The sequence below is a fragment of the Paraburkholderia sp. BGA-UO-ETr-F21 genome, assembly GCF_059567925.1.
The window spans coordinates 1,398,699-1,417,843 of the sequence record NZ_JCAQOY010000040.1 but is presented as its reverse complement, the minus strand read 5'-3'; the positions used below and the strand labels follow the sequence as shown (position 1 = coordinate 1,417,843).

Genomic DNA, 19,145 nt, shown 5'->3' with positions numbered 1-19,145 from the left:
GTTATTACCCAGATCCGCTACAACGACGTTCACTATACCGAACATAATTTCGGCATGCAAGACTTTAAATTGGAGGAGTTACAGGAACGGAATCATCTAATGCGCTTAATGACCTGCGGGTAGGGTGCGTCTGCGTCGCGGCCTCAGCCACGTAGCCCGGTGTTCTTCCGCAATCGCCTGCCGTCTCTGCTCGTCGCAGCGCTTCCTCGGCACGGTATCTGTCGCCTCGCTCGCCGCTCGCATCCGCCAATGCTTGCCACCGCGCCGCACCGGCCCACGCCCCCCGAATCGCGCGAAGCGCCTTATCGCGCGTGCTCGCCTTCGCCGTCCACGGCTCGCACTGGAGCACCCATCCCTCAGTGTCAGCTAGCGTTCCCGCCTCGGCAAACACCTCGTATCCGGCCTCGCCAGCGTCCGCAAGCTCGGTGGCGCGGTCTTCATAGCCGACGAAGAACGAAAGACGCGCGAACTCGTCATTCCACTCGGGGCGTACGGTCCCTGAGATGAACGCCCAAGCGGTTGCGCGGTGCTCTGCCATGCTCGACGGGCGGGCAGCTTCGTCTTCCTTAAGCGCCCACTGCCAATCAGTCTCCGCGAAGAATGCGCCCTCGTCGTACGCCTCGTCGTGGAGGTCCGTGCCGATGTTGAGCGCGGCGTGGCGGCCTTCGGTGTTCAGTGCAATGTTCGGCTTCATGTTGGTCTGCGATAATGTGCGGGCGCGCTGGCCCGCGTGTGAGATGGTTGTCCGGTCGGTCCCTGCCAAGAGTCAACCGGGCTGCTACGGTGTGCGGTGCCAGCGCCTACTCTGCCGCGTCCTCCTTCACCACCTTCAAGATAGTGTTCGGCGCTACGCCGTATTGCTTCGCCAGCGCTCTAGCGCTCGTGTCGCCCACCTTTAGCGCTTCTCGAATCTCAGCTTTCTGCGCGTCCGTCAGCGCATCTGGCCTGCCGCCCGTGCGCCCCTCTGCTCGCGCTCTTGCCAGCCCCGCATGCGTTCGCTCAATCAACAGATCGCGCTCGAACTGTGCGACAGCAGCGAGCACTGTCATGTGAAGCTTCCCCGCTGCGCTGGTCAGGTCAACGCCCTCTAGCGCCAAGCAATGCAGGCGCACACCCATCGCCGCCAGCCGCTCAACGGTAGCCAGCACGTCGCTCGTATTGCGGCCCAGTCGGTCCAGCTTGGTGACGATCAGCGTGTCTCCTTCGTCCAGCTTGTGCTCGACCAATGCCCGGAACTTCGGGCGCTCCATCGCGGCTACGCTGCCGCTGATCGTCTCCTCGACTGTACGCTTCGCATCAACTGTGAAGCCCTTGGCTTTCGCCTCGTGTATCTGATTGGTCGTGGTCTGCTCACCCGTCGAGACTCGGGCATAAAGGAAGGTACGGCTCATGCTGACATCCTGTGTTCAACAAAGGCGTTCACATACTGCACGTGTGCAACAACCCTGTCAATGGACTTTTTGCACACTCCGGCGGCAATGTTGCGCGCGTGCATCATTCGGTCGTTTGTTGAACAGTACGGCTGCGAGCGCCGCAGAGGCTCTAGCGTATGTCGTAGCTTGTTTGAGGTAGTGCGGAGCGCTGCGGACGCTCTGCGCGAGCAAGGCCATCGACCGGGCACCGTGGCACCCTCCGCTGGCTGGAAAGATGCGCGCAGGCGCGCCTACGGGGGAGCGCGGGCGCGTGTGGGCGGCGTAAGTGCCCGCGAATAGCTATGACAAATTTGGGTTCGATCAGCTACAGTCTCGCTGCGTACCGCAATCGTCTAAATCATCCCGGGGGGACTGAATGCCCGATGCGTCCACAATTGCAAGCGCCGTTTCCACAATCCCTCTTTACCGGGACTGGTCATTTTGGAGTTCAGCCATTGCTTTCGCGGCGCTCGCCTTCTCGGTCTGCCCGCTTCTGTGGAAATGGCTAAGGCGACCCAAGCTAGAACTTGAGTTATTCGAGCGGATCGCCATCACCCACAAAGTAGGCAATCCGAATCTGCAAGCGCACCTCATCGTAAGCAACGTTGGGGGCCGAGAAGTGCGCATCGCATCTGTGACGGCCGCCGTTAGCAGAGACGGTGGAACGCCCTACGCGCTACCGGCACGGACTTATCTAGTATCTGGTCAAGCTGTGATGTTCACGCCCTTCACGCTACGATCAGGTGATCAATGGGCGTATGCTGTCAATTTCATAGCACCGTGGGGTCGAGAAAACGAGCAGCGATACCGGGCACTGCAACACGCACTCAGGGACGACATCAATCAACAAATAGCAGAACGCGCACCGGGTGGCGGCAATCAGCCGGCGATTGCAGATGACCGCTTAGTGGCCCCGCTGATTGCCATGTATGAAAATAGCAATACCCGCTGGCAACCGGGGCAGTATGAGCTAACAGTAAAAGTTGTCACCACTTCAAAGCGTGTACACATCGAACGGCGTTACCGATTCACTCTCTTTGAAACCGATGCCGAAGAACTTCGAAAGTTGACGGATGAATACAAGATGGGGTTCGGCATTTACCTCAATCATCCGCACCGTGATCCGTGGGTCTATCCCGATGTGACACGTGCGTAGCTGCTACGGACTGCAGCGTGTATTCAAACGAGATGAGAGCTAATGTGGGTATGTTGAGTAAGGACGGTATCACTAAGGGCGTGATCAAAGGAACACTCGGCAGCGCGGGCAGTGCCGGGCTAGTTGCGCTCTCAAACTACCTTGGTCTTACGCCACCCACATTTGTGGCATGGCTTAAACGTGGAGCGTCTTTCTGGAAAGCCCAAGAGACACTGGCTCGTTGGGAGTTTTGGCTGTGGACACTTGCGACGCTAGTGCTTATCTTGGCGGGTATCAGCGCGCTCGCTGTTCTTAAAGCGCCACGATCACCTCGGCAAAGCTATCGCAGCGACGTTATCCCGGGGCTCCGGTGGCGTTGGGATGTAACCCCGAGAAACGACGTGCTGAATCTGAAAATGTACTGCCCAACGTGCGACCATCAACTTCATGACGCGACCTTCGCGTTTGCGCAACCGACTCCGAGCGGGCCGCGCTTCAGCGGCGCTTGTGAAAATTCCGGCTACACAACATCTGTGCCCGGCCTCCATGCTCTGTATCGGCAAGTCAAGCTGGAGGCCGAGCGAAGGATGCGAACGGGCGAATGGAAACGAGCCAAATAAGATACAGACACAATACGGCTGCTTAACTAATCGGGGAGGATCATGGCGGACGGGAATGCTGCATTAATCGCGTTCATCGGCGTGCTCGCTGGAGGCTACGTCAACAACTTTCTGGCCGAGGACTATCGACGGTTCAGAGACGGGACCGCATTAGCTGGCGCGTTGGCGGGTGAGTTGGCTTCGCACATGCTGGCGTTCCCGCTCTTGAAGGCTATGCTGATGGCTCAGATTACTGCCATAAAGAACGAAGAAAACCCGGCATTCCGCCACTTCGATCCACCCAATGACCCGATTTATGAGAGTGGTGTATGCAAACTCGGGTTACTAGGAAGCGGTCTCGCCGAGGACGTGGCATTCGCGTACCAGCAGATTCGCGCGTTTCGACTGAATTATGCTCTGGTACTTTCGCAGCATGAGAAGATGGGCGGTCCCGAGATCATGGCGCGGCTAGAAGGTTGCCTCGCCACTATCGTCCGGGGCGAACAACGAGCGAACAACCTGCTGTCGGGTCTGCGGACTTTGGCGGCCCAGCGGTATCTCGAAACAAGAACTAGATGGGTTAGATCGAAGGTCACGAGCATCAATTAATTACCGCGCCTTTCCGATCTGCACGCTCTGGAATCTCGGCACTCAAGCACCTACTATCGCGACGATGGACATCACCACATCAGATAAGCTACTTCTAGTCGTGCTATTTGTTATTCCGGGCTTCGTTGCAATGAAGACCTATGCAATTCTCAGTTCAGCTCCACGACTGGACGCATCGAAGGCCGTGATCGATGCCATCGCATTTAGCTGCTGCAACTACGCCGTATTTGCCTTCCCGATCTACTGGATGCGTTACGCAGGGTTAGCTGCGCGCCAACCCGTGATCTATGCCTTCGCTTGGGTCGGCATTATTCTGGTCGGCCCACTGTTATTGGCGGTCGGAGTCTTTGCGTTGCGCAGGGCAAAGTGGATGGGCCGCTGGTTGCCGCATCCGGTAGATCGAGCGTGGGACTATGTGTTCGGCAAGCGCGAGCCGTTTTATCTGATAATCACCTTGACTTCGGGTAAGCGCATAGGAGCGACATACGGTTCGAATTCGTTCGCTTCCAGTTACCCTGCCGACCCAGAGATTTATGTAGAAGAAGCTTGGGATGTAGACGACGCAGAAGGTTTTGTTAGGCGGCACACCAAAACACGCGGCCTGCTAATCACAGGTAGCGCCATTGAATCAATTGAGTTTATTGGACCGTACGATGACGACGAACAAGGGAACGACGAGGCCAAGGACACCCACGAACGACGGGTTCCAGCCGATGCAAAAGGGCTATCAGCCGACCAGCAAACCGAGTCCGGGGGCAGGATACCAGCCACCGACGGGGCATTTGCCGCCGCCGCCCCCGCCGAAGAACAAGAAGTAAGCCGCGACTAACGCTACAAGGGAGACCATGATGATGCCGTTACCTCAAACACTCGAGACACTGGCCCGACTCGGTGTACACCTCGACCTATCCGAGCACAGTTATTTACCACCTACGTTGGAGAATTTGGTTCGGCTAGCAAGGGGTAGTGGCGGTCATGTGACGATCAACGCGTCTAAGTGTTTGCCACCCACCTTAGAAAATCTCGCTCGAATTGGGGGCTCCCACGTCACCTTCAAGTTCTGACCGATGGAGCGGCCCGCTTGCGTCAGCGGTTTCAGCGCAAGCTGCGCTAGGACTAGCGGGTCGAGCACTGTACCAATTCTGCACCAACGCCGGTCGAAAGCAGCGCGCTTCATGTCCCGCAAAAGCTTGCTGTACAATGCCCACACCGGTTGCAGCCGCCTTGAAGCGGCGATGACAGGTTCGTCAAAATGGGCTTTTGCCCACCGGAGAGTGCGACGTAGGACGGCCCAAACGGGAGCCTACTTCCTCGTGAATTTTTTGAGTTCTGCGCTGACTTGGGTATCGCTCATAGCCTCGACTTCCCTCTGAGCTTCCAGCGCACTGATCTGAGCCGTCAAAGTCGCTTTTCGGCCAACCATGTCTGCCAGTTCTGCCGTCAACGCGTCTTTCCGATCACGTAATGCGCTGATTTCTGTAAGGCTGCACTGAGGCTTCGCAGCAACAGCAAATGAATACCCAGCCCCGGCGCATGCGCTAGCCAGTCCGAGCAAAGCCAGCCAATAGGCTATCGGAACATAACGTACCAGCCACGCGATTGTGATCTTTTCATCGACGGGAAAGCCTTCGTCCATCAAACCTCCACAAGCAACGAAAGAACTGACGGCAGCGATCAACATTGCCGCACCTGCTACGCCTCAGCCAGAAAGGCCGCCACCGATTGGCCCAGCGGGACAAATCCGTGGGACAATCGGGTCACATGAATGGGCGTCTTGGGACACTTACTGCACGCCCTGGCTCAACAAAAAGTCTTCGTAATTACCGCCAAAGTCGTTGAGCGTGCCATCCGTCTTCACCTCGATGATCCGGTTCGCGAGGCCGCTCACGAACTCACGGTCGTGCGAGACGAAAATCAGCGTGCCTTCGAACTTGTCGAGCGCGATCTGCAGCGACTCGATCGACTCCATGTCCATGTGGTTGGTCGGCTCGTCCATCAGCAGCACGTTGTGGCGGCCCAGCATGAGCTTGCCCCAGATCATGCGGCCCTTCTCACCACCGGAGAGCACCTTGACCGACTTGCGGATGTCGTCGGCATTGAACAGCAGCCGGCCGAGCGTGCCGCGCACCATCTGTTCGTCGTCGCCTTCCTGGCGATAGCCGTCGATCCACTCCATCAACGTGATGTCGTCCGGAAATTCTTCGTACGTGTCCTGCGGCATGTAGCCGATGTTCGCATTCTCCGCCCACTTCACCGTGCCGTGATCGAGTTGCAGTTTGCCGAGCAGCGAACGCAGCAGCGTGGTCTTGCCCGCGCCGTTCTCGCCGATGATCGCGATACGCTCGCCCGGCTGCACGCTGATGCTGAAGTCGTTGAAGATGGTACGCTCGTACTTCTTCGAGATCTTCTCGGCCACCACCGCGATGTTATGCAGCTTCTTCTCGTACTCGAAGCGGATGAACGGATTCTGCCGCGACGACGGCTTGAATTCCTCGATCTTGATCTTGTCGATCATCTTCAAACGGCTGGTGGCCTGACGCGCCTTCGACTTGTTCGCCGAGAAGCGGCGCACGAAGTCCTGCAGGTCGGCGACACGTTCCTTCGCCTTCGCGTTGGCGTTCTGCTGACGCTCGCGCGCCTGCGTGCTCGCCAGCATGTAGTCGTCGTAATTGCCCGGATAAACCTTCAGCGTGCCGAAGTCCATGTCGGCCATGTGTGTGCAGACCTGGTTCAGGAAGTGGCGATCGTGCGAGATGATGATCATCGTCGAGTTGTACTGGTTGAGCACATCTTCCAGCCAACGGATCGAGTTGATGTCCAGGTTGTTGGTCGGCTCGTCCAGCAGCAGCACATCCGGCTTCGAGAACAGCGCCTGCGCGAGCAGCACGCGCAGCTTCCAGCCTGGAGCGACGTTGCTCATCGGGCCGTTGTGGTCTTCGATCGCGATGCCGATGCCAAGCAGCAGTTCGCCCGCGCGTGCTTCGGCCGTGTAGCCGTCGTATTCGGCGAACTTCGCTTCGAGTTCGGCGGCGTGCATGTAATCGTCGTCCGTCGCGTCGGGGTTCGCGTAGATCGCGTCACGCTCGGTCATGGCGGCCCACATTTCGGCGTGACCCATCATCACGACGTCGAGCACGCGCACGTCTTCGTACGCGAACTGATCCTGGCGCAGCTTACCGAGGCGGATGTTCGGCTCGAGCATGACGTTGCCCGAACTCGGCTCCAGGTCGCTGCCCAGAATCTTCATGAAGGTGGACTTACCGCAGCCGTTCGCACCGATCAGGCCATAGCGATTCCCTCCCCCGAATTTGACCGAGATATTCTCGAAGAGGGGCTTTGGCCCGAATTGCATGGTGATATTGGCGGTAGACAGCACGGCGCGTCCCTTTGAATGTGATATCGGCGAAAAACCCAATATTTTAGCAGGTTATCGTGATTTCAACCCGCGCGCCCGTCGCGCTACGGGTTTTGGACACCGCGCGGCGTCTGCAAAACGTCGATGAAGGCCGACAGGTCGGCCTCGCCGAGACCCATCGCCGCCCCCAGCCGCAGTAATTGCTGGACCGTCGACGAGACCGGCATCGGCGTGCCGGTCTCGTACGCGGTCGCCGCCACCGTGTCGATGTCCTTTTGAAAGGTCCGGAACGCGCCGACCGGTGCGAGGCCGCTTTGCGTCATGCGCGGCACGAAAATCTGCAGCAGCACCGAATCGGCCCAGCCGCCGGCGAGACCTTCGGTCAGCCGGGAGGCGTCGAGCCCGCTGCGCTGCGCGAGGCTGACCGCCTCGGCGATCGCCGCCAGAGTCGCCGTGACGATGGTCTGATTGCACAGTTTGGCGGTCTGGCCCGCGCCGACTTCGCCCATGTGCGTGACACGCGACGCGTAGGCGCCGAGCAGCGGTTTGACGGCCTCGACGTCCGCCGCAGCGCCGCCTGCCATGACGGCCAGCGTCCCGGCAGTAGCGCCGGCCACGCCGCCTGAAACCGGGGCGTCAATCCAGCTCACGCCGCCGACCGACTCGGCCGCGCCTGCGTTCGTGCCTTCATTCGCGCGAATTGCCGTCAGCGCCGCCGCACGCTGCGCGAGAGCGCGCGTCGCGGCTGGCGGAATGCTGGAGTGATCGACGATCCAGCGCAAACGGCCGGCTATGGGCGCATCCCCGCTCAAAAGGCCCGACGCGCCGAAAACGGTTTCTTCGACCGCGGCCGCGTCGGCGACGCACAGCAGCACCGCCTCAGACCGTACCGCGAGTTCGCGCGGCGTGTCGACCACCTGAGCGCCGTCCGCCAGCAGCGCTTCAGCCTTGGCACGCGTGCGATTCCAGACATGCACGGTATGCCCCGCGCGCAGCAGATGCCGGATCATCGGCGCGCCCATCAAACCGGGACCGCAAAAACCAATTTCCACTTTCGAACCTCGTCGGATTTCAGATTGAGTTGCGCGGACATGATAACGGCCGCGTCTGGCCGCGGTATAGCGGGCACGGCATGTGCGGAATGACTTGCTCGAGCGAGGGCCGTTCGCGGCGCTGGCGTTGCCTATACTTTTTGAACACCAACGAAGATCAAAGGAGGAAGTTCATGTCAGAACACGTCTACAAACAGATCGAACTGACCGGCTCGTCGACCAAATCGATCGACGACGCCATCAGCACAGCCATTGCCAAAGCGTCGAAAACGCTGCGCAATCTGCACTGGTTCGAAGTGACGGAGACTCGGGGCCAGATCGAAAACGACAAGGTGGCTTACTGGCAGGTGACGATCAAGGTCGGCTTGCGCATCGACTGACGTAAGGCCGGCGAGAGCCGGCAATGTCCGGCGGGAAAAATCCGAAGTAAAAAAAAGCTGCGTCCGAACCGGACGCAGCGCTCTAGAGCAGCGGTTGCTGAGACCGCCGCCTGGTCGACCTTCTGGCGCCGCTTCCTGACGCGGCACGCCACGGACGCAGTTACTTCGGCAGCGACCCGTCCACGCCTTCGACGTACCAGTTCAGGCGTTGCAGTTCCGGATCGCTCAGCGTCTTGCCGGCCGGCACCTTCACCGCGCCGGACTGGTCCTTGATCGGGCCGGTGAACACGTCCCACTTGCCGCCCGCCAGTTCGTCGCGCTTGGCCGAAACCTGCTTCTGCGCGTCAGCCGGAATCGCGGACGTGTTCAGATCTTCGAGGTTGACGGCCTTCTGCGGAATGCCCCACCACACCGGATCGTTCTTCCACTTGCCGTCCAGCACCTGCTGGATCGCCGCGTTGTAGTACACGCCCCAGTGCGCGACCACCGAACCGAGGTGCGCGTCGGGACCGAACTTCTTCATATCCGAATCCCAGCCGAACGCGTGCACGTGCTTGGCCGACGCCGTGGCGAGCGTGGCGCTCGAATCGGTGTTTTGCAGCAGCACGTCCGCACCCTGGCCGATCAGCGTTTCAGCCGCCTGCTTTTCCTTGCCCGGATCGAACCAGCTGTTGATCCAGATGACCTTGGTATGCACCTTCGGGTTCACCGAACGCGCGCCGAGCGTGTACGCGTTGATGTTGCGGATCACTTCCGGAATCGGCACGGAAGCCACGAAGCCGAGCGTGTTGGTCTTCGTCACGTAACCCGCGGCGACGCCCGCGAGGTAAGCGCCCTGGTACATGCGCACGTCATAGGTGCCGAAGTTCGGCGCCTTCTTGTAGCCGGTTGCGTGCAGGAAAACGGTGTCCGGAAAGTCCTTCGCGACCTTCAGTTCAAAGTCCTGATAGCCGAAGCTCGAACCGATGATGATCTTGTTGCCCTTATTCGCCAGATCGCGGAACACGCGCTCGGAGTCGGCCGACTCAGGCACGTTTTCAATGCGCGTGATCTTGACCTTGCTGCCGAACTTCGCTTCCGCTTCCTTCGAGCCCTGGTCGTGCGCGAAGGTCCAGCCGGCATCGCCCGGATTGCCGAGATAGACGAACGCGACGCCCGGCGCATCGGCGGCCTGCGCGCTTTGCGCGAGCGGCGCGGCGAGCGCGAGCGAGGCCGCGCCCCATGCGAAAGCGGTCAGCAGATTTCTTCTCTTCATGTTTTCTCCTGTCGTGTTTATCGAATGATGTGAAACGTCGGGTCGATGGTCGGTCAGCCCGCCGAGAAAAACGGCTTGCCCAGCGATGCGGGCGCATTCAGACGGATCGTGTTCGGATTGCGCGAGATCAGCACCAGCACGACGACCGTCGCGACGTAAGGCAGCATCGCGAGGAATTGCGTCGGCACCGGCACGCCGATCGCCTGGGCGTAGAACTGCAGGCCGGTCACGGCGCCGAACAGCAGCGCACCGATCAGCAGGCGCCCCGGGCGCCACGTCGCGAACACGACCAGCGCGAGCGCGATCCAGCCGCGGCCCGACGTGAGCTGCTCCTGCCACAGGTGCAGATTGACGATCGAATAATAGCCGCCCGCGAGCCCGGCCATGCCGCCGCCGAAAGCCACCGCGCCGTAGCGCACGCCGACCACTGGAAAGCCCACCGAGTGCGCGACTTGCGGCGACTCGCCGACCGAGCGCAGCACGAGACCCGCGCGGGTACGGTACAGGAACCAGCCGATCACCGCGAACATCAGGAACGCGAGGTAATCGAGCGGCGTGAGGCTGAAGAACGCGGGCCCGAGCACCGGAATCTTCGAGAGGCCGGGAATGGTCCACGTGTCGATGGTCGCGCGCACCGCGGCCGACGTGTAGGGCTTACCGACATACGCCGAAAGACCAATGCCGAAGATGGTCAGCGAGAGGCCGGTGGCGACCTGGTTGGCGAGCATGGTGAGCGTGAGAAAGGCGAACAGCAGCGACATCGCGAGACCGGCGCCGATCGCGGCGAGCACGCCGAGCCACGGGTTGCCGGTGATCGCGGTGACCGCGTAGCCGGTCACCGCGCCCATCAGCATCATGCCTTCGACGCCGAGGTTGAGGACGCCCGATTTTTCGGTGACGAGTTCGCCGGCGCCCGCGAACATCAGCGGAATCGCGGCGGTGACGGCGCTCGAAGTGAGCGAGCTGGCTTGTTGAATGTCCATGGAGATCCGGCGCAAAAATCAGTGAGCAATGAGCGAATGTCGGCGAACCGGTCAGTGAACCTGGGCGGCCAGGGAGCGGCGGCGCACACGGTAGTTCACGAACAGGTCGGCACCCAGCAGGCAGAACAGCAACAGCCCCTGGAACACGCCGGAGAGCGCCTGCGGCAGTTGCATCGAGGTCTGCACCGCTTCGCCGCCGAGATACAGCAACGCCATCAGCAGGCTCGCGAGCACGATGCCGAGCGGATGCAACCGTCCCACGAACACGACGATGATCGCCGTGAAGCCGTAACCCGGCGACCACGTGGCCTGCAATTGTCCGATCGGGCCGGCGATCTCCCCCATGCCGGCGAGGCCCGCGAGGCCACCGCTGATCAGCAGCGAGGTCCAGATGGTTTTCTTGTCGGAGAAGCCGGCGTAGCGCGCGGCGAGCGGCGCGAGACCGCCGACGTTCATGCGATAGCCCGCGAAGCTCTTGCGCATGAAGACCCACACGAGCGGAATTGCGATCAGCGTGACGAATACCGAAGCGTTCAGGCGCGTGCCGCGCAGCCATTTGATGTGCCAGTCGCCGGAGAAAGTCGGATAGAGCGCGTCGCCGCTGAACATTTCCGAGAGCGGGAAGTTCATGCCTTGCGGGTCGCGCCACGGGCCGCTCACCAGATAGATCAGCAGTTGCGTGGCCACATACGTGAGCATCAGGCTGACGAGAATCTCGTTGGTGTTGAAGCGGCTCTTGAGCAGCGCCGGAATCGCCGCCCACGCCATGCCGCCGAGCACGCCGGCGATCATCATGGTCGGCAAAATCCACCAGCCGGTGGCCTGATCGAAATAGATCGCGACGCCGCTCGCGGCGATGCCGCCGAGCAGCATCTGCCCTTCGGCGCCGATGTTCCACACATTGGCGCGATAGCCGATGGCAAGCCCGAGGCCGATCAGGCATAGCGGCGACGCCTTCAGCAGCAGCTCGGACCAGCCGTTCACGCTGGAGAGCGGCTCGATGAAAAACGCGTGCATGGCCTGTAACGGATCACGGCCGACGAGGCTGAAGATCAGAAAGCCGATCGCGAGCGTGAGCAACGCGGCGATCAACGGCACGGCGAGCTGCATGGTGCGCGAGGGCGTCGTGCGTGCTTCGAGTCGATACGGAAGGATCATGGGTAGCGTGTGCTTATCTGGGTTCTGCTTCTGGTTCTGGTTCTAATGCCAGGCGACCCGCCGCGCGTGCGCGGCAGACGTCGGATCAGGCGTGCGCCGGCTGTTCCGCGGATGGCGCCGCGCCTTCGCGGTCGCCGAACAGGCCCGCCATCCAGCGGCCGATTTCCTCGGCATTGGTCGCCCCCGTGGCGCGCACCGGCGAGAGTCTGCCGCCTGCGAGCACCGCGATGCGATCGCAGATGTCGAACAACTCTTCCAACTCCTCCGAGATCACCAGGATCGCCACGCCGCGCGCCGACAGGTCGAGCAGTTGCTGGCGAATGAACGCCGCCGCGCCGACGTCGACGCCCCACGTCGGTTGCGCGACCACTAGCACCTTGGGCGCCTGCAGAATCTCACGGCCCATGATGTACTTCTGCAGGTTGCCGCCAGAAAGACTTTGCGCGAGCGCTTCGGAGCCGCCGCAGCGCACGTCGAACGCCTCGATGCAGCGTTTCGCAAACGCCCGCATCGCGCCCGCCTTGATCCAGCCCGAGCTCACCATCTGCTGACGATGCGCGGTAAGCAGCGCGTTTTCCGACAGCGTCATGGCCGGCACCGCGCCGCGGCCGAGGCGCTCTTCCGGCACGAAGCCGAAACCGAGCGCGCGCCGGCCGCCCGCGCCGAGGCGCCCTGCCGCCTTGCCGCAAATCGTGACGGCGTCGGCGCGCACGCCCCGCTTTTCGCCCGACAGGGCCGATAGCAATTCCGCCTGTCCGTTGCCCGAGACGCCGGCGATGCCGAATATTTCGCCGGCATGCACGCCGAACGACACATCACGCAGCGAGGTGCCGAACGGGTCGTCGCTTTCCACCGAGAGCTGCTTCACGTCGAGCAGCACCGCGCCCGGATTGTGCTCGCGACGCGTGTAATCCGGCAGTGAATGACCGACCATCAATTGCGCGAGCGACGCGTGGGTTTCGCCCTTCGGCTTCACATGACCGGTCACGCGCCCGCCGCGCATCACCGTCGCGGTGTCGCACAGTTCCTGGATTTCGTCGAGCTTGTGGCTGATGTACAGGATGCTGCAGCCTTCGGCGGCGAGGCGTCGCAGCGTCTCGAACAGCTTGCGGACCGCTTGCGGTGTCAGCACCGAAGTCGGTTCGTCCATGATCAGCAGACGCGGGTTCTGCAGCAGGCAGCGCACGATCTCGACGCGTTGCCGCTCGCCCACGGTCAGGCTATGCACGTGACGCTGCGGGTCGATATCGAGGCCGTAGTCGGCGGAGACTTCGCGGATACGCTTCGAGAGCGTCTTCAGATCGAAGGGTTCGTCGAGTGCAAGCGCGATGTTTTCGCCGACCGTGAGCGTCTCGAACAGCGAAAAGTGCTGGAACACCATGCCGACACCCAGCTTGCGCGCCGCTGCCGGACTGCCAATCTCGACCACCTCGCCTTCCCAGCGAATCTCGCCGGCGTCGGGCCGCACCGCGCCGTAGATGATTTTCATCAGCGTGCTTTTGCCGGCGCCATTCTCGCCGAGCACGGCATGGATTTCGCCCGGCGCGACGATCAACGTGACGTCGTCGTTGGCTCGCACGGCCGGATATTGTTTGGTGATGCCCTGGAGCACCAGCCGGGGCGCCGTCTGTTCCGGCCTGTGTGCCGGCTGCGCGGCGGCGCCGTCGCTATAAGAAGAGTCGCTCATGTGATTCCGTAGTACGTCAGTGACTGCCGGTTTCAGCGCGTCCGCCCACCTTGCCGGCAGACGATCCGTCACCACAACCGGATGACAATACCTAATTCGACCCAGTCAGTCGAGCCATCAAAATTCCCGCAAACCCGCGCCGCAGCGTGCTCTGCGGGTATCCCACTCTTGACGCGGCTTTGTGTTCATATTAAAAGTCATATACACCCACGCCCGCTCGATCAGCCAGAACATATATTTCGGAGAAGTCATGAGTCAGCAACGCGAGGCGATCGATACGTACCTATTACGCGTCTTGCATACCCTGTTGATGGAACGCAGCGTCACGCGCGCGGCCGTCAAACTGAATCAATCGCAGCCCGCCATCAGCGCGGCGCTGCGCCGTTTGCGCGACATCACCGGCGACCCGCTGCTGGTACGCGGCAAATCCGGCATGGTGCCGACGGAATACGGTCTGCGCCTGCTCGAACCGGTGCAGAACGCGCTGCGCGAGATCGAACGCATCAAGTTCCAGCAGCACAACTTCGATCCGGCCACTTCCATCCGGTGCTACCGGATCGGCTGCCCGGACTATCTGAACGTGCTGTTCGTGCCGACGGTGGTCGAACGCTTTCGCCAGGCCGCGCCGAACGCGACGCTCGAGTTTCATTCGCTCGGGCCGGCCTTCGACTACGAACTCGCGCTCGAAGACGGCAAGCTCGACATCGTGGTCGGCAACTGGCCTGAGCCGCCCGAGCAGTTGCACCTGTCGAACCTGTTCGTCGATCAGATCGTCTGCCTGATGAGCAACACGCATCCCTTCGCCAAACGCGGCGGGCTGACGCTCGACCAGTACCTGAACGCTCCGCATCTCGCGCCTACTCCTTATTCGGTGGGCCAGCGCGGCGCGATCGACGTGCACCTCGCGCGCGAGCGGTTAAAGCGTCACGTGGTCGTGACCTTGCCGTACTTCAATCTGGCGCCATACGTGCTGATCAAGTCAGACCTGATCTTTACGACGACGCGCCTCTTTGCCGATTACTACGCCAAGTTCCTGCCGCTCACCGTCGTGCCCGCACCGCTCGATTTCCCGCCGATGCAGTACTACCAGCTGTGGCACGAGCGCGTACATTACTCCGACGAAGTGCGCTGGCTGCGCAGTCTGGTCGCCGAAGCGACCAAGACGTTGATCGACAAGCCTTAATCAGTTGTTTTGCCGGTTACCGGCGGCCGCGTGTGTCGCCGCCGGCAGCCTTGCCTTCATGGTGCTTGCTTCTTCGTTCTCTCTTCTTGTTACGCCGCCGCTTGGTAAAGCGTCTTCGCCAACCGGTTGTGCTGCTCTATGACCGGTGCGAGTTCCAGCGTCGTCAACTGCCCTTCCTTCACGACCACCTTGCCGCCGATCACGCTGTAGCTCACCTGCGAAGGCGCGCAGAACACCAGCGCCGCGACCGGGTCATGCAACGCGCCCGCAAAAAGCGGCTGGCGCAGGTCGAACGACACGAAGTCCGCCGCCATGCCAGGCGCCAGCGCACCGATATCGTCGCGGTTGAGCACTTTCGCGCCGCCGAGCGTCGCAATCTCCAAGGCTTCACGCGCGGTCATCGCATCGGGACCGAAGCCGACCCGCTGCAGCAGCAGCGCCTGACGCACTTCGGCGACCATCTGCGCACCGTCGTTCGATGCTGAACCGTCGACACCCAGGCCCACCGGCACGCCCGCCAAACGCATGCGCTTGACCGGCGCGATGCCCGACGCGAGCCGCATGTTCGAACACGGACAATGCGCGACGCCAGTGCCGGTGCGCGCGAACAGTTCGATGCCCGCGTCGTCGAGTTGCACGCAGTGCGCGTGCCACACATCGTGACCGACCCAGCCGAGGTCTTCCGCATACTCCGCCGGCGTCATGCCGAACTTCTCGCGGCTATACGCGATGTCATTGACGTTCTCCGCCAGGTGCGTATGCATCGACACACCGTACTGCCGCGCCATGACTGCCGATTCGCGCATCAGATCGCGGCTCACCGAGAACGGCGAGCACGGCGCAACCACCACGCGCAACATCGCGTAACGCCCTTCGTCGTGGTACGTCTCGATCAGACGCTGCGTATCCTTCAGAATGTCCGCTTCACGTTCCACCACCGAATCGGGCGGCAGTCCGCCGTCTTTCTGCCCCACGCTCATGCTGCCGCGCGCCGCGTGAAAACGCATACCGATCCGGCGCGCCGCGGCGATGCTGTCGTCGAGCCGGCTGCCGTTCGGATAGATATACAAATGGTCGCTCGAAGTCGTGCAACCGGACAGCAACAGCTCGGCCATGGCCGTGAGCGTCGAGACTTCGATCATCTCCGGCGTGAGGTTCGCCCACACCTTGTAGAGGTTGGTCAGCCAGCCGAACAACTCGGCGTTCTGCGCGGCAGGAATCGCGCGCGTAAGGCTCTGATACATGTGGTGGTGCGTGTTCACGAGACCCGGAATCACCAGGTGCCCACGCATGTCCAGCACTTCGCTAGCGGATTGCGGCAGTTCCGCCGTCGGGCCGACCGCGACGATGCGGTTGTCTTCGATGTACAGACCGCCGTCGCGCAGTTCGCGCCGGGCGCCGTCCATCGTGACCAGCACGTCTGCGTGCTTCACCAGCATCGTTTTCTTCGGCTTATTCGTTTGATTGGCCGTTTGTTCCATCGTCATTCGTTTCTCCGCTTCATTGCTTCCGTGCAAAGCCGTTCGAACGCGATGTGACGGCACGCCACCGTGCCGCCGCGTCCCGTCGAACGCCGTTGGCCCGGTTACCCAGCGTGTTTCCGCCGTCTTCGGGGTGCGTTGCGGCTGGTTCGTCATCGATTCCTGTTTGCTGCAACGCACAGACGCAACCTTCGACGGCCAAAATAATGCTGACAACTCGCGCCAATGCGATACCCAACCTCACGCTGCCGATATAGTGGGCCTTTTTTGGCGCCGGTACGATCCGCCGGTAAGACAAATGCAGCGTAAAGGTCGGGAAAACCCGCTCGTTATGGCTTTCAGCAGGCTGTCTGTCATGCGCCAGCTATTATCTTTCCTATCTCGCGCGCGCTGAACGGAACAACCTTTTTACAATGGCTGCCACGGCGCTCGCTTCAATTCGCCGACGGGTATGTAGCCACTGACGTGGAGCCTCGATCCGCCGCAAACGTATCTGGATCGGGCTGCCGCCGAAACCTCGCATTCACATAAGGAAAATTGCGAATGGGAAAGCTCACTACCCATGTGCTCGACACCGCGAACGGCCGTCCCGGCGCGGGCATCAAGGTCGAACTCTTCGCGCTCTCAGGCGATACGCGCCGTGCGCTCAAAACCACCACCACCAATGACGACGGTCGTTGCGACCAGCCGCTGCTCGAAGGCGACGCGCTAGTCGCGGGCGAATACGAACTCGTGTTCGGCGCCGGCGACTACTTCGCGTCGATCGGCACGAAGGTGCCGGAGCCGCGTTTCGTCGATCGTGTCGTGCTGCGCTTCGGCGTGGCCGATGCCGAAGCGCACTATCACGTGCCGTTGCTGGTGTCGCCGTGGTCGTACAGCACCTATCGCGGCAGCTAAGGAGATATCTGCCACGAGGTGTTGGGAAATCGAGGTCGAGTTCGCGCCACCTGCCGATCGCGCTCGATTGCATTGCGCAGATGCTCACGCAGACTCTCGCGAGTACCCGCGAAACGCAATCGAACACATGCGGTTCCAGCGAACCCGATTCGACCCGACAAGCCAATAAAAAACGGCGCGTGCGAACTGAGCGCACCGCGTCTTTCGTCCTCAGGGGCCTGGCACCGAAAGATGGCCCCTTGTGGGCACCCCGCAGTCTGCGCAGCGACGTTTTGTCTGCCGACAACCCGCTCGCCGGGTTCAGAAAGGCACCCAACGTCGTTGCGTGTACAACGAATCAGAAGTGGAGGAGTTTCATGGAAGGCTTTATCACAGACTGGTTGAATCTGGCGATTCGCTGGTTCCACGTCATCGCCGCGATTGCATGGATCGGCGAATCGTTCTATTTCGTCGCGCTCGACAACAGCCTGAAACCGCCAACGGACCCAAACCAGCGCAAGCGCGGCGTGTTCGGCGAGTTGTGGCACGTGCATGGCGGCGGCTTCTACAACATGCAGAAGTACACCGTCGCGCCGCCGGAAATGCCGGAAGATCTGCACTGGTCGAAGTGGCCCTCGTACACGACGTGGCTGTCGGGCTTTGGTCTTTTCACCGTGCTGTATCTGTTCTCGCCGAGCACTTACCTGATCGACAAGAACGTGCTGGATATGGGGCCGGTGGTCGCTGTGGCCGCGGCGCTCGGCTTCCTCGCCGCCGGCTGGATCGTGTACGACTCGCTGTGCCGCATCCTCGGTAACAAGGATAAGGTGCTGGGCATCTGCGTCGGCGTGTATGTGCTGATCGCGGCGTGGCTCGCGTGCCATATTTTCGCGGGCCGCGCGGCTTACCTGATCATGGGCGCAATGCTGGCGACCATCATGTCGGCGAACGTGTTCTTCGTGATCATTCCGGGCCAGCGCAAGATGGTCGACGCCATGCTCAAGGGCGACACGCCGAACCCGATCTACGGCAAGCGCGGCAAGCAGCGCTCGGTGCACAACACGTATTTCACGTTGCCGGTGGTGTTCGCGATGCTGTCGAACCACTACGCGATGACCTACACGCATCCGTACAACTGGGCTGTGCTGCTGGTCATCATGCTGGCCGGCGCGCTGATTCGTCAGTTCTTCGTGATGCGCCACCGTGGCCAGGTGCTGTGGTATCTGCCGCTGGTGGGTATCGCGTTGATGTTCGGCGCGCTCTTCTGGACCATGCCGAAGCCGATCGTGCCGCAAGCGCAAGCCGCCAACGCACCGACGGTGAAGGTGGCCGATATCGCACCGGTTCTGCAACAGCGCTGCGTGGCTTGCCACTCCGCGCATCCGACGATGATGGGGAGTGCGCCGGCCGGCGTGCTGCTGGATACGTCGGATGAGATCTCGCAGAACGCGCAACGGATCTATCAGCAAGCCGTGACGTTGAAGGCCATGCCGCTTGGCAACGTGACGCATATGACCGACGACGAGCGGATGAAGATCGCCGCGTGGTTTGAAGGTGGTGCGGCGAAGTAACCACTAGCCGGGCATGCCGCCCGGCGTCGCGAAGAATCGAGCGACTTTGAAGCGGGCTTTTCGCGTGAGCGGAAAGCCCGCTTTTCATTGGCCGGCTGGTGTCGGTTTCTCCGTGACGAGCCGCATCGTCACGGGCTCGGACGACAACACGCCGGTTCGCGGCTTCAACGAGTTCTATTCCATGCGCGTGCTGGAGCGGCTCGGCGTCGCGCATCGAACGCTTCGACATCGACGCACTGGGAGTGCCGGCGTACGGCGTCGAGGAGATATGTTGTTTATTGGGTTGCAATGGCACACCGCCGGGAAGCGGAAGCTTCACGCCTGAGTCGATGGCATGGCGTCCTTGCGCTCGCCGAAGAAGAGCCTGCAATTCGAGGGGCCTAAACCGGCTATAGACGCCGCGGAGTTT

General features: G+C 61.4%; 17 protein-coding genes. 7 read left to right on the top strand and 10 right to left on the bottom strand.

All coding sequences use genetic code 11. The features are described 5' to 3' along the window. Positions 1-64 precede the first annotated feature (64 nt). Positions 65-694 (bottom strand): hypothetical protein, encoded by a 630-nt coding sequence (locus AC57B1_RS38820; protein ID WP_496420304.1) that lies wholly within the window; start codon positions 692-694, stop codon positions 65-67. A gap of 106 nt (positions 695-800) precedes the next feature. Then, positions 801-1,391: a recombinase family protein gene (locus tag AC57B1_RS38815; RefSeq protein ID WP_496420303.1), complete on the bottom strand. Its 591-nt coding sequence runs from the start codon at positions 1,389-1,391 to the stop codon at positions 801-803. 397 nt (positions 1,392-1,788) lie between these two features. On the opposite strand from AC57B1_RS38815, the gene AC57B1_RS38810 reads away from it, so the two are divergent. The 3 genes from AC57B1_RS38810 to AC57B1_RS38800 all read left to right on the top strand — a co-directional run bounded on the left by AC57B1_RS38810 (position 1,789) and on the right by AC57B1_RS38800 (position 4,584). Further along, positions 1,789-2,568, top strand: a complete 780-nt coding sequence (locus tag AC57B1_RS38810; protein WP_496420302.1) for a hypothetical protein — start codon at positions 1,789-1,791, stop codon at positions 2,566-2,568. A 641-nt stretch (positions 2,569-3,209) separates the two neighbouring features. After that, positions 3,210-3,755, top strand: coding sequence for a hypothetical protein (locus tag AC57B1_RS38805; protein ID WP_496420301.1), 546 nt, complete (start codon positions 3,210-3,212; stop codon positions 3,753-3,755). Positions 3,756-3,819: 64 nt separating this feature from the next. Next, positions 3,820-4,584 carry a DUF6338 family protein gene (locus AC57B1_RS38800; protein WP_496420300.1) on the top strand — a complete coding sequence of 255 codons (765 nt, stop codon included), beginning with the start codon at positions 3,820-3,822 and terminating at the stop codon, positions 4,582-4,584. A 474-nt stretch (positions 4,585-5,058) separates the two neighbouring features. On the opposite strand, the gene AC57B1_RS38795 is transcribed toward AC57B1_RS38800, so the two are convergent. The 3 genes from AC57B1_RS38795 to AC57B1_RS38785 all read right to left on the bottom strand — a co-directional run bounded on the left by AC57B1_RS38795 (position 5,059) and on the right by AC57B1_RS38785 (position 8,162). Next, positions 5,059-5,436, bottom strand: a complete 378-nt coding sequence (locus tag AC57B1_RS38795; RefSeq protein WP_496420299.1) for a hypothetical protein — start codon at positions 5,434-5,436, stop codon at positions 5,059-5,061. A gap of 102 nt (positions 5,437-5,538) precedes the next feature. Next, positions 5,539-7,131 carry an ABC-F family ATPase gene (locus tag AC57B1_RS38790; protein ID WP_091793656.1) on the bottom strand — a complete coding sequence of 531 codons (1,593 nt, stop codon included), beginning with the start codon at positions 7,129-7,131 and terminating at the stop codon, positions 5,539-5,541. Positions 7,132-7,214: 83 nt separating this feature from the next. Further along, entirely contained in the window at positions 7,215-8,162 is a 948-nt protein-coding gene (locus tag AC57B1_RS38785) for an NAD(P)-dependent oxidoreductase (protein ID WP_496420298.1), read from the bottom strand. Between the two features lie 173 nt (positions 8,163-8,335). Between AC57B1_RS38785 and AC57B1_RS38780 the strand changes: the two genes are divergently transcribed. Next, positions 8,336-8,542: a dodecin gene (locus AC57B1_RS38780; protein WP_091793652.1), complete on the top strand. Its 207-nt coding sequence runs from the start codon at positions 8,336-8,338 to the stop codon at positions 8,540-8,542. Between the two features lie 160 nt (positions 8,543-8,702). Here AC57B1_RS38780 and AC57B1_RS38775 read toward each other — a convergent pair whose 3' ends face one another. From AC57B1_RS38775 to AC57B1_RS38760, 4 genes are all read right to left on the bottom strand, one after another. Continuing rightward, complete coding sequence (locus AC57B1_RS38775; protein WP_496420297.1) at positions 8,703-9,797, bottom strand: BMP family ABC transporter substrate-binding protein; 1,095 nt, start codon at positions 9,795-9,797, stop codon at positions 8,703-8,705. A 53-nt stretch (positions 9,798-9,850) separates the two neighbouring features. Further along, positions 9,851-10,780, bottom strand: a complete 930-nt coding sequence (locus AC57B1_RS38770; RefSeq protein WP_091793648.1) for an ABC transporter permease — start codon at positions 10,778-10,780, stop codon at positions 9,851-9,853. Positions 10,781-10,831: 51 nt separating this feature from the next. Next, positions 10,832-11,938 carry an ABC transporter permease gene (locus tag AC57B1_RS38765; protein WP_091793646.1) on the bottom strand — a complete coding sequence of 369 codons (1,107 nt, stop codon included), beginning with the start codon at positions 11,936-11,938 and terminating at the stop codon, positions 10,832-10,834. 85 nt (positions 11,939-12,023) lie between these two features. Next, the gene (locus tag AC57B1_RS38760) at positions 12,024-13,625 is read right to left on the bottom strand and encodes an ABC transporter ATP-binding protein (RefSeq protein WP_408353198.1); all 1,602 of its coding nucleotides are present in this window, start codon (positions 13,623-13,625) and stop codon (positions 12,024-12,026) included. 250 nt (positions 13,626-13,875) lie between these two features. On the opposite strand from AC57B1_RS38760, the gene AC57B1_RS38755 reads away from it, so the two are divergent. Further along, positions 13,876-14,808 (top strand): LysR substrate-binding domain-containing protein, encoded by a 933-nt coding sequence (locus AC57B1_RS38755; protein ID WP_074764203.1) that lies wholly within the window; start codon positions 13,876-13,878, stop codon positions 14,806-14,808. Between the two features lie 89 nt (positions 14,809-14,897). On the opposite strand, the gene AC57B1_RS38750 is transcribed toward AC57B1_RS38755, so the two are convergent. Further along, positions 14,898-16,295 (bottom strand): 8-oxoguanine deaminase, encoded by a 1,398-nt coding sequence (locus AC57B1_RS38750; protein ID WP_496420296.1) that lies wholly within the window; start codon positions 16,293-16,295, stop codon positions 14,898-14,900. A 537-nt stretch (positions 16,296-16,832) separates the two neighbouring features. Here AC57B1_RS38750 and uraH point away from each other — a divergent pair. Together uraH and AC57B1_RS38740 are read left to right on the top strand one after the other, a co-directional pair. Then, on the top strand, positions 16,833-17,186 hold the full coding sequence (gene uraH, locus AC57B1_RS38745; RefSeq protein ID WP_496420295.1) for a hydroxyisourate hydrolase: 354 nt from the start codon (positions 16,833-16,835) through the stop codon (positions 17,184-17,186). A gap of 356 nt (positions 17,187-17,542) precedes the next feature. Then, positions 17,543-18,736, top strand: coding sequence for a urate hydroxylase PuuD (locus AC57B1_RS38740; RefSeq protein WP_408353194.1), 1,194 nt, complete (start codon positions 17,543-17,545; stop codon positions 18,734-18,736). The last annotated feature ends 409 nt before the right edge of the window (positions 18,737-19,145 follow it).

Bases quoted from the DNA above. Each gene is read 5' to 3' on its own strand.
- AC57B1_RS38795 (WP_496420299.1), bottom strand. From the start codon at position 5,436: ATGTTGATCGCTGCCGTCAGTTCTTTCGTTGCTTGTGGAGGTTTGATG.
- AC57B1_RS38820 (WP_496420304.1), bottom strand. From the start codon at position 694: ATGAAGCCGAACATTGCACTGAACACCGAAGGCCGCCACGCCGCGCTC.
- AC57B1_RS38740 (WP_408353194.1), top strand. From the start codon at position 17,543: ATGGAAGGCTTTATCACAGACTGGTTGAATCTGGCGATTCGCTGGTTC.
- AC57B1_RS38800 (WP_496420300.1), top strand. From the start codon at position 3,820: ATGGACATCACCACATCAGATAAGCTACTTCTAGTCGTGCTATTTGTT.
- AC57B1_RS38755 (WP_074764203.1), top strand. From the start codon at position 13,876: ATGAGTCAGCAACGCGAGGCGATCGATACGTACCTATTACGCGTCTTG.
- AC57B1_RS38765 (WP_091793646.1), bottom strand. From the start codon at position 11,938: ATGATCCTTCCGTATCGACTCGAAGCACGCACGACGCCCTCGCGCACC.
- AC57B1_RS38810 (WP_496420302.1), top strand. From the start codon at position 1,789: ATGCCCGATGCGTCCACAATTGCAAGCGCCGTTTCCACAATCCCTCTT.
- AC57B1_RS38775 (WP_496420297.1), bottom strand. From the start codon at position 9,797: ATGAAGAGAAGAAATCTGCTGACCGCTTTCGCATGGGGCGCGGCCTCG.
- AC57B1_RS38805 (WP_496420301.1), top strand. From the start codon at position 3,210: ATGGCGGACGGGAATGCTGCATTAATCGCGTTCATCGGCGTGCTCGCT.
- uraH (WP_496420295.1), top strand. From the start codon at position 16,833: ATGGGAAAGCTCACTACCCATGTGCTCGACACCGCGAACGGCCGTCCC.
- AC57B1_RS38815 (WP_496420303.1), bottom strand. From the start codon at position 1,391: ATGAGCCGTACCTTCCTTTATGCCCGAGTCTCGACGGGTGAGCAGACC.
- AC57B1_RS38760 (WP_408353198.1), bottom strand. From the start codon at position 13,625: ATGAGCGACTCTTCTTATAGCGACGGCGCCGCCGCGCAGCCGGCACAC.
- AC57B1_RS38770 (WP_091793648.1), bottom strand. From the start codon at position 10,780: ATGGACATTCAACAAGCCAGCTCGCTCACTTCGAGCGCCGTCACCGCC.
- AC57B1_RS38780 (WP_091793652.1), top strand. From the start codon at position 8,336: ATGTCAGAACACGTCTACAAACAGATCGAACTGACCGGCTCGTCGACC.
- AC57B1_RS38750 (WP_496420296.1), bottom strand. From the start codon at position 16,295: ATGACGATGGAACAAACGGCCAATCAAACGAATAAGCCGAAGAAAACG.